The sequence below is a fragment of the Spiribacter salilacus genome, from assembly GCF_009649225.1.
GTDB classification, from domain to species: domain Bacteria; phylum Pseudomonadota; class Gammaproteobacteria; order Nitrococcales; family Nitrococcaceae; genus Spiribacter; species Spiribacter salilacus.
This window is the reverse complement of sequence record NZ_WJPP01000001.1, coordinates 376,669-390,791: the sequence shown is the minus strand read 5'-3', so window position 1 is coordinate 390,791 and position 14,123 is coordinate 376,669. Positions and strand designations below refer to the sequence as shown.

The following is a 14,123-nucleotide window of genomic DNA, read 5'->3' as shown; positions in this document are numbered from 1 at the left end:
GCGGGTCTTGTTAAAAGGCCCGCTGTTGCCTTCTAAACTCAATCATCTTTTCTTGAGCTGCTACGGCGTTATCTAGCGTTTGAATGCCATTAGCCGGGAGTAACTCAAGCAGGCGCACAAATATCTCGGCGGTGGTTAGCGAATCGCCCAGCGCGGTATGCCGCCCCCCAACACCAACGCCTAGGCGTTGCGCGACACTTTCCATCGTATGCTCACCGGTATGGTCATGAAGCAGTATGGATAATAGCAGCGCATCGAGCGTTGTATGATCAAAAACGACCCCGCTGATTCGCTGTTTAAGCTTTAGAAACCGCATATCAAACGCGATATTAAAGCCAACCAAAACGGCATTGCCCGCAAAGGCATGAAAGCGGCGGACAGCCTCCTCTACAGGCGGCGCATCAATAATGTCTTCGTTACGGATACCGTGAATACTAGTGGCCAGCGCAGGAATATCACGCCCTGGATTGGCCAGTAGTTCAAACGTCTCGCCATGCATGACTTGCCCGCCATGAATTCGGACCGCCCCGATAGAGACAATTTCGTCCCCTCGGCTGGGCTCAAGGCCCGTTGTTTCGCAGTCAAAGACGATATAGTCCAAATTTTCCAAGGTTTCTTCAGCCCGCGGATCAAGCTGCTTGGTCTGCTCTTCGATGGCAAAGTCGTAATACTCTGGCCGTGCGGGTATGACGGGTGCGAGGGTTGCCTTCTTTGGTGCGCCGGGGAGAGGTAGCCGGAGTAGAGCGCGGCCAAAACGCGATACATCGGGTTGACTCCAGGCTGTGGTGCCATGACGATCGAGTATCTCTCTTAGCGTGACCGTGCCACCCACATCTTCCAGCCCATCGTTGAGCCATTCATCGAGTTGTTCGGCTGCAGCAACATCACCCGACCATGTCAGGTCCATGTAGACCATACTGCCTTCCTCACGCCCCATTAGGGCAAGTGCGGCTACGCCAAGTTCTTCATGCAAGCGTCTTAAAAGCGCTTCAATGACTTGAGAAATGAGATAGGGCTCAGCAGATATCCAAACATCGGCACTGGCCTGAATGCGTGGCAGGCCTGTTTTTTGCCGCTCACGAATGCCATCGATTAGGCTGCCTAAATGCACATCTTCAAGGCGCCAAGTGTCTGTCATCATGGCGCCAGTTTCTTTTGACAGTTGAGAGAAATGATCGGCAAGCCGGGTGCTTTCCTCATTAATAATGGCGGTAAAGCGCTGGGCGGCATCTTTAATATTCTCTTGCTGCGCAAGGGTCAAGCTATGAGTTGCCGCAGCAAGGCTTGTTAAAGGATTACGGAAGGCCTCCACAGAGCGACGTAGTGCCTGTTCTCTGCGTAAGGCCTCACGAGTCTCCTCCGATACGTCTTGCAGCGTCATAACAAACCCGGAGGTGTCCGGATCGTCAGTTTGCAGTTTGGCGAGGCGACAACGAACTAAACGCGCTCCACTGCGCGTTGCGCAAACCAATTCAGCATCTGTGCTGAGTAGGTTGAGGGTGTGTCGAAGGGGGCCTTCATCAAGGACTTCATTGATATTGCGGCCCAAACCAAGCGCGGGCTCTTCTTCTAGTAATTGTCGAGCGGCACGATTATAAAGGACGATACGTCCGTTATCATCGCAGACTAAAACGCCTTCACGAATCTCCCGTAAAATTGTTTCTAACCTTGCGCGTCGCGCCTCTATTTGAACATTCCAGCTGGTGGCAGCCTCTTCCATTTCATGACGGGTTCGGGCAACGTTTGCTCCCAGATTTTCAATCGTCTCAGGGAGTCGTTCGAGCCAATGTCCTTGGCTAAGCTCAAGTTGATGCCCGGGGTTAGTTTTAGCGATGATTTCCGCGCCGCGGCTCGTTGCGGCAAGCGGGCGTGTGAGCTTTAAATCGTACAGTAAGGCTAGCAAAAGGGTGAGGAGTGCTACCGCAACCGCCACAGCCACAGTTGCTGGGCCGCCGAGGCCAAAGCCAATGACAGCACTGCCTTGAAGAACTGCCGCTCCAGCCGCCGCAATCCAAAGGCGTTTGCGTAATCTCGGTAAACGAAACGCCCGCATTAATCAGGCGGCCTTCGTCAGCAAATCCTGAATGCGTTGCATAACCATTAATGGATTAAAGGGTTTAATGATGAAGTCCATCGCTCCAAGGGAGAGTGCTTTTTCCTGCTCTGCCTGAAGGACCTGGCTAGTCAGCATTAATATGGGCAGGTGTTCAAAGCCCTGAGTGGAGAGTAGCTTTTGGCATAATGAGTATCCGCTGCGATCGGGCAAATTAGAGTCGATTAATGCCGCATCGAGAGCCTTGCCAGTAACGACATCGATAGCTGCTGCATAGCTATCGGCAGTTAAACAATTGAAACCAATATGCCGCAATAAAAATTCTAACGACGCGGTGATATTAAGGTCGTTATCAACGATCAATACATTTCCTTGCATCGCAAATCCGGCGCATTGCGCGACCGGCCTCCTCCTGTTTTCTCCCAGTATAGGGTATTCCGATGGGGGTTTGTCGAGGTAATCTGTCAATCGGTTATTTAAGATTGATCAAAAAGCGTATGTCATCAGAAAAAGAAACAAAGACTATTGAGCAGGCGGGGCGTGATTTCTTTGCCGAGCATGCCCCGTTTGACCGGTTAACACTCGCTCAGAGAGAGGCCTTTCTAGAGGCGGCAGAGCTCAGTACGTTTCCTGAGGGCGCTGTCATTCTGGAGCCCTCGGCGGGTAGAGTGCGGCATTTTCATTTGATTATCTCTGGCCGTGTACTGGCTGAACGGGCGGCGGTTGGCAACGACGAGGCAGAGCAGTTTGAGCTGGAGGAGGGCGATAACTTTCCGATGGCTGCGCTGCTGGGAGATCGGCCAACGCGTACGGTTTATAAAGCCGCAACGCCGGTGAAATGTTTACGGCTGCCGCGCCGCGCCTTTGCCAAAATCTTAGCTGATAGTACGGTTTTTCGCGATTACTGCATGCGCGGTGTTAGTAGTTTGTTAGATCAGGTTCAGCAGAATATTCGGCAGCATGCAGCGGCAAATTTAGGAGCTGACTCTACACTTGATACGCCGCTTGGCGACCTCATTACGGGTGAGCCAGTGGCCTGCAAGGCAACTCTGACCGTGCGCGAGGCGGTCGAACAAATGCATGCCCGAAAAGTGGGCAGCATCGTTGTGATAGATGGCCGTAAAAAACCCATTGGGATGTTTACGCTGCATGATTTGCGGGCACTGATTGCGGCTAAGGGCGAGCTGGATGTGCCGATCGGCGAGGTGATGGTGCCAGAGCCCCGTTGTCTTAGCAGTGATACCTACGCCTTTGAAGCCGTGGTTGAAATGGCGCGTTTGCATATTCGCCATATGATTGTTGTTGAAAAGAAAAAGTTAGTCGGCGTGATTTCGGAACGCGATATCTTTGCCCTCCAAAGAATAGATATTGTTCACTTGACGCGCGCGATTTCTGCAGCAAAAGATGCTGACGAGCTTGTGGTTGCGCGGGCTAATGTAGGCCAACTCATTGACGCGATGATGGCGCATGGTGCCGATGTAGAACAAATTACCCGCATCATTACCCTGCTCAACGACCGCACGGTTGCGCGCGCCATCGAGCTTTGTATTGATGCTGAAAAGGCGCCACCACCCCCATTCACCTGGATTGCGTTTGGGAGTGAAGGGCGTAGTGAGCAGACACGGGTTACCGATCAGGATAATGGGATCTTATTTGACCCAGGCGATGAGCCAACCGATAAAGTGCGTGAGCGTTTGTTACCGCTGGCATGGGAAATCAATAAAGTACTGGATCGCTGTGGATTTACCCTGTGCACGGGTAATGTGATGGCGAGCAATCCAAAGCTTTGTCAGAGCTTTGCAGAATGGGAGGGCACCTTTCGGAAGATGATTGGCAGCGCTACGCCCGAGAATCTTCTGCATTCTACGATCTATTTCGATTTTCGTCCGGTGTGGGGCGATATGGAGGCGGGCGAGGCATTGCATCAGCGGGTAGTTACCCTTGCCGCAGAAAACTCGGTGTTTTTGCATACGCTGGCAGGTAATTGTATGGCGATAAAACCGCCATTGGGCATGTTTCGCGATTTTGTCACTGAGAAGGATGCCGACTCGGTGCATCGGCTCGATTTAAAGGTTCGTGGCCTGACGCCGTTTGTTGATGCGGGCCGTGTGCTGTCTTTACAAGCAGGTATTGCCGAATCAAACACACCGGCGCGGATCCGTCTGCTGGCCGAGCAGGGTGTGTTGAGCAAGGTGGATGCCGGCGCGTTTTTGCGCTCGATAGCCTTTATTCAATTATTACGTATGCGTGAGCATCAGCGCCAGGCAGCGGCTGGAGAGCCCATGCATAATCGCCTAGATCCAGAGCAACTTAATCCCATGGATCGACGAATCCTTAAAGAAGCGTTTCGTGAAGCCAGACGCCTACAGAAAAAACTCGAAGTTCGCTTTCAGCTGTAATTAATCGTCCAGACAAAAAAAATCCCCCCGCAGCTGAGCTGACAGGGGGATTGGTTTAGTGCTTTGGCGCTTAACCTGCGCGTGGCACTCGGATGCTTTCTACAAGCTCTTGGATTTCAACCGGTGGTGGTGCAGTCATACGTGACACAATCGTTGCTGCGATCACGTTAACAATGGCACCCACTGCGCCGATGGATTGCGGTCCGATTCCAAAGAGCCAGTTGGCTGGCACATCATCAAGCATGTTGGTTCCTGGAATAAAGAACCAGCCCTTGAAGATGAACACGTAAATGAGCGTGAAGCTCAAGCCTGCCAACATGCCAGCCATTGCGCCTGCGCTGTTCATGCGCCGGTTAAAGATGCCAAGCATCAGTACCGGGAACAGAGACGAGGCGGCCAAGCCGAAGGCCAACGCAACCACCTGAGCCGCAAATCCGGGTGGATTCAAGCCCAAGTAACCGGCAATGACAATGGCACCTGCCATGGCTATACGTGCGGCTAGAAGCTCGCCTTTTTCGCTGATACCTGGGTTTATTACCCCTTTGATCAGGTCATGCGAGATTGCCGACGATATGGCCATTAACAGGCCTGCCGCCGTAGACAATGCGGCTGCTAAGCCACCCGCTACGGTTAGTGCAATGACCCAGTTCGGCAGCTGTGCGATTTCTGGGTTGGCCATTACCATAATATCCCGGTCAACCGTCAGCTCATTGCCTTCCCAGCCATACTCGGCAGCGGTAGCGGCAAACGCTTCGTTACCATCGTTGTAGTACTGGATGCGGCCATCGTTGTTTTTATCTTCGAAGCCGAGCAAGCCGGTTTCTTCCCAACGAGAGAACCACTCTGGCACATCGTCATACGCCAAGTTGCCTTCTTCTGCGCCAATTTCACCGGGTTGTACGGTGTTAATTAGGTTGTAGAAGGACATTGCACCCACAGCTGGAGCCGTGGTGTACAGAATAGCGATAAAGACCAAGGCCCAGCCCGCAGACAAACGCGCATCACGCACCCGCGGAACCGTAAAGAAGCGCACGATAACGTGGGGCAGGCCCGCGGTACCGATCATCAACGACATGGTCAAAAAGAACATGTTGAGTGTTGTGCCCTTCATGGCGGTGTACTGCGAGAACCCAAGATCAACCAGAATGTTGTCTAGCGTATCGAGCAGGTAACCACCCTGAGCAACCGTTGAGCCTAAGCCTAACTGTGGCAGTGGCTGTCCGGTAATGGTCAACGAAATGAAGATGGCCGGAATCGTATACGCAAAGATCATGATGCAGTACTGCGCGATCTGTGTGTAAGTGATGCCCTTCATACCGCCAAACACCGCGTAGATGAACACGATGGTCATGCCGGAATACAGGCCAATCTCATAGCTGGTTTCGAGGAACCGTGAGAAGGCAACCCCGATACCCCGCATCTGACCAATAACGTAGGTGATGGAGGCAACCAACAAAGAGATAACCGCAATCACTCGAGCCGGCTTTGAATAGAACCGATCGCCGATAAACTCGGGAACCGTGAACTTACCGAACTTCCGCAGGTACGGAGCAAGGAGCAATGCAAGCAGCACATAGCCACCTGTCCAGCCCATGAGATACACCGAAGCATCATATCCAAGAAAGGCAATAAGCCCCGCCATGGAGATAAATGATGCTGCCGACATCCAGTCGGCCGCTGTTGCCATACCATTAGCAACGGGGTTAACACCTTTGCCGGCAACGTAGAACTCACCAGTACTGCCGGCTCGAGCCCAGATGGCAATACCGATATATAGCGCAAAGGTCGCGCCAACGATTAAATAAGTAGTTAATGTAAGACTCATTATGACTGCCCCCGTTACTCTTCGTGAACGTCATATTTTCGGTCTAACGCGTTCATTTTGAACACATAGACGAAAATGAGGACGATGAATGCGTAGATGGCGCCCTGCTGAGCAAACCAAAAGCCCAGTGGGTAACCCGCAATCTCGATGCTATTGAGTACCGGTGCCAAAATGATGCCTAGGCCAAAAGAAACAACAAACCAAATGATCAACAACGTGATCAGTAGCCTGACGTTTTCTTTCCAGTAGGCCATTGCAGCTTCTTCTTTAGATGAAGCCATAAGCGACGCTCCTCCTGCTTACTCCATATTTGGGAGTCGGTACACCTGGGTGCCCGCTTCCTCGTTTTATGGGCGGCTGTTTCCAGCTGCCTTGTCATAAACCTGCAAAATTCGTGCCGCCCGTATTCCGGGTGTTATCCGACAATCGGCACGTTTTTTGTTACTAAAGGTAATGCCCCGGTGTTACTTTTAGTAACTACCGGGGTCATCTGGCCTCATTTTTACTGACCCGCGCGATTGCTAATCAAATCGTCAACAACACTCGGATCAGCCAAGGTACTGGTATCGCCAAGGCTATCGAGCTCATTGGTGGCAACCTTGCGCAGAATCCGGCGCATGATTTTGCCGGACCGCGTTTTAGGCAGCCCGGGCGCCCACTGGATAACATCCGGTTTGGCAATGGGGCCGATTTCTTTTCTAACCAGGTCGCTCAGCTCTTTTTGTAAAGCATCAGAGGGCTCAATGCCGCCCATTAGCGTGACATAGCAGTAGATGCCTTGGCCTTTTAAGTCATGCGGATAGCCCACCACGGCGGCTTCGGCAACGGCGTCATGTAAGACCAGCGCGCTTTCGATTTCCGCCGTACCCATACGATGACCCGATACATTCAACACGTCATCGACGCGGCCTGTAATCCAGTAGTACCCATCTTCGTCGCGCCGTGCCCCATCACCGGTAAAGTATTTGCCGGCGTAGGTGCTTAAGTAAGTGTTAATAAACCGCTCATGATCGCCATAGATGGTACGCATCATGCTAGGCCACGCCTGAGTAATGCAGAGGTTGCCCTCGACCGCACCTTCCAGCACATTTCCGTCGTTATCAACGAGTTCTAAATTCACGCCGAAGAAGGGCAAAGTGGCTGAGCCGGGTTTTAAATCAATGGCACCCGGTAGTGGTGAGATCATGATGGCGCCGGTCTCGGTTTGCCACCACGTATCAACGATGCGGCAACGCTCATCACCAACCACGCGGTAGTACCACTCCCAGGCCTCTGGGTTAATCGGCTCGCCTACCGAGCCAAGAATTCGCAGGCTTTGACGAGAGGTCTTTTTCACCAGCTCGTCGCCTTGACCCATTAAAGAGCGGATGGCGGTGGGTGCGGTGTAGAAGATATTGACCTGATGGTCATCAATAACCTGCCAAAAGCGGCTGGCATCTGGGTAGGTGGGGATTCCCTCGAAAATCAACGTGGTTGCGCCGTTGCACAACGGGCCATACACAATGTAGCTATGCCCGGTGACCCAGCCCACATCGGCAGTACACCAGTAAACCTCACCCTCGTGGTAGTCGAAGACATAGCGATGCGTCATCGCCGCTTGTAGCAGATAGCCACCGGTGGTGTGCAAAACGCCTTTGGGTTTACCGGTGGAGCCTGAGGTGTAGAGGATAAAAAGCGGATCCTCTGCATCCATTGGTTCGGGCTCACACTCGGTGGAAGCGGCATCAATAATTTCGTGATACCACACATCGCGAGGCTCGCTCCAGCTGACTGGGTTACCCGTGCGCTTTACTGTCACAACCGTATGCACGGCAGCAATACCGTCAATCGCCTTTTCAACGTTTTCTTTTAGTGGCACAGGCTTACCGCCGCGTAGCCCCTCGTCAGCGGTAATAACAACCTGACATTCAGAAGCTTCGATGCGATCGCGCAGGGCTTGGGGTGAAAACCCGCCGAAAACAATGGAATGCACCGCGCCAATTCGCGTGCAGGCGAGCATTGCAACGGCCGCTTCAGGAATCATGGGCATGTAGATAGCCACTCGATCGCCTTTTTTAACGCCACGTGCTTTGAGCGCATTGGCAAGCTGACAGACCTCGGCATGCAGCGCTTTATAGCTGATGTGCCGCGTATCGCCGGGAGTATCGCCTTCCCAAATGATCGCGGTCCGATCGCCATGCGCCTCAAGGTGACGATCGATGCAGTTATAGCTAACGTTTAATTGGCCACCCTCAAACCAAGCGATATGACCTTTAGCCAGATCACTATTATTGACGGTGTCCCATTTTTTAAACCAAGTCAGAAATTGATCTGCCTGTTCCGCCCAAAATGCATTGGGGTCTGCTAAAGACTGCTTAAACATTTGGTCGTACTGCTGGCGATTAAGCAGCGCATGATCAGCTACATTTTGGGGAACCGGATAAACGTTATCTGCTGACATACCTTTTTCTCCTCCAATTTTCCATTACTCGAATTCCGTTATCGACTGTTGCTATCCTGCTTGTCCTCGACGCTGAAGTCCAAACCGTTGTCGACGCTCCCAGAGTGCTTTGCGACTAATGCCTAGCTGCTTTGCGAGCTCCGTTTCGGTCATGCCGCCTTCATTTTCTCGAACAAATTTACAAAAATACGCTTCAAGGGATAGATCCGGTGTTGTTTGCTGTCCGTTATTTTCTCGCCTTGGCAAGGCAAGCTGCTCCGCGGTAACTTCGCCGCCATCGAGCATGATGACGGCGCGCTCAATGAGGTTCTCTAGCTCACGCACGTTACCGGGCCATGAATACTGATTAATGAGCGATAATGCCTCTGGTGTGAATTGCATCGCAGGCCGATTGAGACGGCGGCAGGCTTTTTCGAGCAGAAATTTGGCCAGCGCAGCGATATCTTCACCCCTTTCGCGTAGGGGAGGTAGTGCGATTTCCATGACATTGATTCGAAAATACAGATCGTTTCGAAAAGCCTGTGCTTCTACAAGCTGATCAAGGTCTCGGTGTGTGGCGGCCACTAACCGAATATCGATATGCTTAGAATGTGACGCCCCCACCCGGCGAATCTCTGACTCTTGTAATACACGCAACAGCCGAGCCTGCGCGGGTAATGGCAGCTCGGCAACCTCATCTAAAAAAAGCGTACCGCCATTCGCTGCTTCGACGAGGCCTTCACGCGCTGAATGCGCGCCGGTGAATGCCCCTTTTTCGTGCCCAAATAATTCGGCCTCTAATAAGGAGTCGGGGATGGCCGCGCAATTGACGGCAATTAGCGGCCCATCGGCACGCTCACTTTGCTCATGAACGGCTCGAGCTACCAATTCCTTACCCGTGCCCGATTCGCCTAAAATCAGCACGGTCGTATCAGTGGGGGCGACGCGAGCGATCCGGTCAAACACGTTCATCATGGCCGGGCATTCACCAACAATGCCGGTAACCGGATATTCGACGTCTAAATGAGCACGAAGGGCAGCATTTTGTCGCTTTAGGGTATGTTCGCGCAGGGCACGCTTGACGGTTAACAGTAACTCATCGTTATCAAATGGCTTGGCGATGTAATCCACCGCGCCTTGGCGCATCGCATCAACGGCTGACTTTACGGTGGCATAGCTGGTCATGATGATTACTGGTGTAGAGGCGGCGGCACTAATCATATGATTACCGTTGTGCCCCGGCAGGCGATGATCGGCAAGGATTAGATCATAGTCTGATAGCGGGCCGAGCTGCTGAGCCTCTTCTACGGATTCAGCACCGTGCACGGTATGACCATCACGCTGCAATAGCCGCATTACTGCTTCTCGAATGACGGTTTCATCTTCTATGATGAGTATTTCAGCCATCAATTTCGGTTGCCTTGATCAGTCTTAACAGGACTTCAGTACCTTCGACTTTGCCACGTCGGGGCTGAAGTTGCAGGCTTCCGTCATAGTCTTGAACGATACTGTACGCTAATGCAAGCCCAAGCCCGGTGCCTTGCCCTGGTGGTTTGGTGGTAAAAAACGGCTCAAGCACTTTGTCTGCAATGGCAGGGGGTATGCCATGTCCGTTATCAATAATTCGAACTTCAACACGGTCACGATGGGTTTTGGCGGTAATGCTGATGCGGCCTTTTTCCGCAGGGTCCTCTGCGCAGGCGTCCACCGCATTGCTCAGAAGATTCACGAACACCTGAACTAGCCGTTGATGCTCTGCGAGCACGTTGAGTTCTGGTGTAACGGCAATCTCAAACTCGACATCACGGGCGCTGGGGTTGAGTTGGAGAACCCGCTTCGCCTCTTCAATAACCCTTAGCAGGTTAACAGGCCGCGCCTGACGCGGCTCTGGCGTGGTGCCTGCATGCGCATAACCGATGAGGGTCTGAACAATGTGGTTGATACGGTCTGTTTGCTCGAGGATTTGAGTGGCTCGTGCTTGATCAAACTCTTCGCGCAGCTCCTGAGCCAAGCACGCAATTGCCGTGATTGGATTACCTATTTCGTGCGCAACACCCGCGGCAAGCCGCCCAATAGAAGCGAGTCGCTCACTATGTGTTAGCTCATCTTCAAGACGATTAACGTCCGTAACATCCTCGATGAGTAAAAGGCGATCGCCTTCGTCACTACGCTCATCGCCTGAAATGAGGGTCTTATGCAGCGAAAGCCAACGATCCCCAGTCGCTAATTGGATATGACGCTTATAGGCATGCGCGGCATCTTCATGGGCAAACTCAGTTAGTAAATCAGCCCACGGGGTTTGTAATTCACTGACCTGCCTTCCTAGAATTCTTGGGGCGCTGGTGCCGGTGAGCTGCTCCATAGCCGGGTTCCAGCGGGCAATATGGTTATTAGGGGTTATCGCGACCACGCCGAGGGGTAGATCTTCTAAGATCTGGCGATGATAGCGCCGAAGAGCGTCGAGCTCGCCGGCAAGGCCATAGAAGCCTTTGCGATGTCGCTCGAGGCGCTCTTCAATCAGTCGCACGTTTTGCGACAGGGCAGTGCGGGTGTCTGTGTCGAGCCGGAGGCATTGATCAACGATGTCCCGGGCGAGCATCGGACCCATCATGCCGGATAGGTTTCGTTGCACTTGTTCGCGGAGTTGCTGCAAGTACTCTGGTCTTGTTTCCTCCCAGCTCAAGTCTAAATCAGCCATTGCACGCTCAATTTCCGCGCTGGCGGCTGATGTTCCCGTTACCGGGGCTAGTTGATCGATGAACTGACTAGGGGAGTTGGCGAGCAGTCCGCCTTCAGGTACGCGTGTATTCAGATCGTGACAAGCCTCTGCAGCCTCAGTCTCGCGCAGTGAGCCACGACTAAACAGCGACACGGCCACAAAAATCAGTGCATTAGCGGTAACCGACCAAAACGCGAGGGTAGCAAAATGGGTGGGTGTTTGTGTTGCACCTAGATCAACACCCACGAGATGAATGGGACCAAAGGTGCTGAGTGCCGGAAGCAGTGCGGCGGCGCCCCAAATTGCGCCGCCAGCAAGCAGGCCAGAAATAAATCCATTACGGCTGGCCGCAGGCCAAAATAGGGTGGCGATTACGCCAGGGATCAGCTGCGCCATGGCAAGAAAAGAGATGAGCCCCCAAGACACCAGACCCTCGGTACGCTCTAAACTCAAATAAAACAGATAACCCGCGGCAATAATGACTGCAATCAGTGCGCGTCGTGCCCAGCGCAGCATTGCGTAGAGGTCTTGGTAGGGCGTAATGCGCACAACTGGCAGAACCAGATGGTTCAGGCACATCGAGGAAATAGCGAGCGTAGAGACAATGATCATGGCGCTGGCTGCCGAAATTCCGCCTAAATAGGCCAATAAAGCCAGCACGGCAGACTCAGAAAAAAGGGCAATGCCTAAAACGTAATAATCTGAGGAACCTCCAATTTCTAACGCTTGCCCTGCCCAGAGTACCGGCGGAATCCCTGCCGCCAGAACTAATAGCAACAATGGAAAGCCCCAGCTTGCTGTTCGTAAGCCTGCGTTATGCAGATTTTCGGTGAACAGCATGTGAAATTGGCGTGGCAGTAAAAAAGCCGCGGCAAAAGCAAGAAAGAGCAGCCCTGTCCAGCTATCTCCTGATACTGACGAGTAATAGTTGGTTAGTTTCTCTGGATTGGCTGCCAGCCAACTATCCAGTCCTCCAAGTCCGCCAAAGGCAAGTTTGACAGCCACTACGGCAATGAGCACCAGGGCGCCGATTTTAACCAGAGATTCAAACGCAATCGCTGCAACCAGCCCGCTATGCTTTTCTCGTGGAGTAACGTGCCTTGCACCAAAAATAATGGCAAACACCGTCACCATCACACAAAACACAATTGCAATTGTGTGTGGGGGTGATTGGTCACTTAGTACTTGCGTAGACTCGGCAACAGCGCGGATTTGAAGCGCGAGATAGGGCAGGCTGCCGGTTAGGATCATTAAGGTGACTAATACGCCCGCAAATTGGCTATTAAATCGAAACGCAAATAGATCAGCAATTGAGGTGAGCTGATGGCGTCTGGTTAGCCGTAAAAGCGGCATGAGTAAAATCGGCGTTAGTGCAAATGCCAGTGTTACCCCTAAATAAATGGTAATGAAGGCAAGCCCAGAGCGTTCGGCAAAGCCGACACTGCCATAATAGCTCCAGCTGGTGGCATAAACACCAAGGGAGAGAACATAAACGCTGGGGTGTCGAACAATTTTTGCGGGGATCCAGCCGCGCTCACTGGCATGCGCAATGAGAAATAAAACGGATAAATAAGCCGTTGCGCTAATGAAAAGTGCCGCAACGCTAAAGCTCATTGCGAGATCCACGGCCAATAAACAGGCCAATGAGGATAATTAAGGCAAGCCATAGACCAAAAGGTGCGAACCAAGGGTAATTTTGTTCGGCCCACCATTGCGTGAGTGGTGAGCTAAATAGCAACAATCCCAATGCAAAAATAAGCAATGATGTTGCGCCCGGTGCACGATCAGGTTTGTTCATGGGCACTCCACTCCCCCGGTTGTTACCGAACGTATCACATGTCTGTGCCAGTGACGACTGGCCCAATCCAATATCGCTTCAGGGGGCGCGTCTGCAAGCTCATCAGGAGGGGGAAGTTGCAGAAACTCAAGTGCTTGCATCAAATAAGGGGTGGGGTTGTCTGAATCTAATGCGGGGGCAGCGTTAGTTTTACTCAGCTTGCGCCCATCAGGGCTAAGGGCGATTGGCGTATGCCAGTATTTGGGGGTGGGTAGCCTAAGTGCCTGTTGTAAAGCAACCTGTGGGGCGGTGGCATAAAGCAGGTCTGCGCCCCGAACTACATGGGTGATACCCAGAGCGGCATCGTCAAGCACCATGGCGAGGTGATAGGCATGCAGTCCGTCGCCTCGGCGGATTAAAAAGTCACCCTGAGTTTCTAAGAGATCGATACTGATGCCACCATGAGCCCGATCAAAAAACGCCACGGGAGTGTTGGTGCAGCGAAAACGCCAGCTGCGTGCCTCGCGGCCGGCGGGTAGGCCGTTTCGACAGGTGCCCGGGTAAATCATGCCACTTTTGCCACGCGTAGCAATGGCCGCGATTTCTTTGCGTGTGCATGCGCAGGGGTAGGCGAGGTTGGCGCGAATCAGTTCTTGCAGCGCCTCCTCGTAAACATCCCGCCGTGGAGATTGGTATTGAATGGCACCATCCCACTGAAGTCCAAAGGCCTCCAGCGTGTGTGGAATTGCCGCTACAGCATCTGCGCGCGCGCGAGTGCTATCAACATCATCAATGCGCAAATACCAGCGCCCCTGTGCGGCTTTTGCATCGAGGTAGCTGGCAACCGCGGCGACCAGAGAACCAAAATGTAATGGCCCGGTAGGGCTCGGGGCGAATCGGCCCACATACTCTGTCATACCAGCAGTTTAAC

General features: G+C 52.7%; 10 protein-coding genes. 1 reads left to right on the top strand and 9 read right to left on the bottom strand.

Translation table 11 applies throughout. The annotated features are described in order from the left end of the window. Positions 1–10: 10 nt before the first annotated feature. Together GH984_RS01950 and GH984_RS01945 are read right to left on the bottom strand one after the other, a co-directional pair. Positions 11–2,053 (bottom strand): 3'-5' exonuclease, encoded by a 2,043-nt coding sequence (locus tag GH984_RS01950; protein ID WP_153718522.1) that lies wholly within the window; start codon positions 2,051–2,053, stop codon positions 11–13. A 3-nt stretch (positions 2,054–2,056) separates the two neighbouring features. Further along, positions 2,057–2,431 (bottom strand): response regulator, encoded by a 375-nt coding sequence (locus GH984_RS01945; RefSeq protein WP_153718521.1) that lies wholly within the window; start codon positions 2,429–2,431, stop codon positions 2,057–2,059. A 119-nt stretch (positions 2,432–2,550) separates the two neighbouring features. Here GH984_RS01945 and GH984_RS01940 point away from each other — a divergent pair, with 119 nt between their 5' ends. Beyond that, on the top strand, positions 2,551–4,452 hold the full coding sequence (locus GH984_RS01940; protein WP_153718520.1) for a putative nucleotidyltransferase substrate binding domain-containing protein: 1,902 nt from the start codon (positions 2,551–2,553) through the stop codon (positions 4,450–4,452). A gap of 70 nt (positions 4,453–4,522) precedes the next feature. On the opposite strand, the gene GH984_RS01935 is transcribed toward GH984_RS01940, so the two are convergent. The 7 genes from GH984_RS01935 to gluQRS all read right to left on the bottom strand — a co-directional run bounded on the left by GH984_RS01935 (position 4,523) and on the right by gluQRS (position 14,109). Then, positions 4,523–6,277, bottom strand: coding sequence for a sodium:solute symporter family protein (locus GH984_RS01935; RefSeq protein ID WP_153718519.1), 1,755 nt, complete (start codon positions 6,275–6,277; stop codon positions 4,523–4,525). A gap of 14 nt (positions 6,278–6,291) precedes the next feature. Further along, a complete protein-coding gene (locus GH984_RS01930) occupies positions 6,292–6,558 on the bottom strand; it encodes a DUF4212 domain-containing protein (protein ID WP_153718518.1) in 267 nt (88 codons plus the stop codon). 221 nt (positions 6,559–6,779) lie between these two features. Beyond that, the gene (gene acs / locus GH984_RS01925) at positions 6,780–8,717 is read right to left on the bottom strand and encodes an acetate--CoA ligase (RefSeq protein ID WP_153718517.1); all 1,938 of its coding nucleotides are present in this window, start codon (positions 8,715–8,717) and stop codon (positions 6,780–6,782) included. Between the two features lie 51 nt (positions 8,718–8,768). Then, positions 8,769–10,103, bottom strand: coding sequence for a sigma-54-dependent transcriptional regulator (locus GH984_RS01920; protein WP_153718516.1), 1,335 nt, complete (start codon positions 10,101–10,103; stop codon positions 8,769–8,771). After that, on the bottom strand, positions 10,096–13,029 hold the full coding sequence (locus GH984_RS01915) for an ATP-binding protein (RefSeq protein ID WP_153718515.1): 2,934 nt from the start codon (positions 13,027–13,029) through the stop codon (positions 10,096–10,098). Before GH984_RS01915 ends, GH984_RS01920 begins: the two co-directional genes overlap by 8 nt. Then, positions 13,019–13,213, bottom strand: coding sequence for a hypothetical protein (locus tag GH984_RS01910; RefSeq protein WP_153718514.1), 195 nt, complete (start codon positions 13,211–13,213; stop codon positions 13,019–13,021). The genes GH984_RS01915 and GH984_RS01910 overlap by 11 nt, the downstream gene beginning before the upstream one ends. After that, positions 13,210–14,109 (bottom strand): tRNA glutamyl-Q(34) synthetase GluQRS, encoded by a 900-nt coding sequence (gene gluQRS / locus GH984_RS01905; RefSeq protein ID WP_153718513.1) that lies wholly within the window; start codon positions 14,107–14,109, stop codon positions 13,210–13,212. The genes GH984_RS01910 and gluQRS overlap by 4 nt, the downstream gene beginning before the upstream one ends. Between the last annotated feature and the right edge of the window lie 14 nt (positions 14,110–14,123).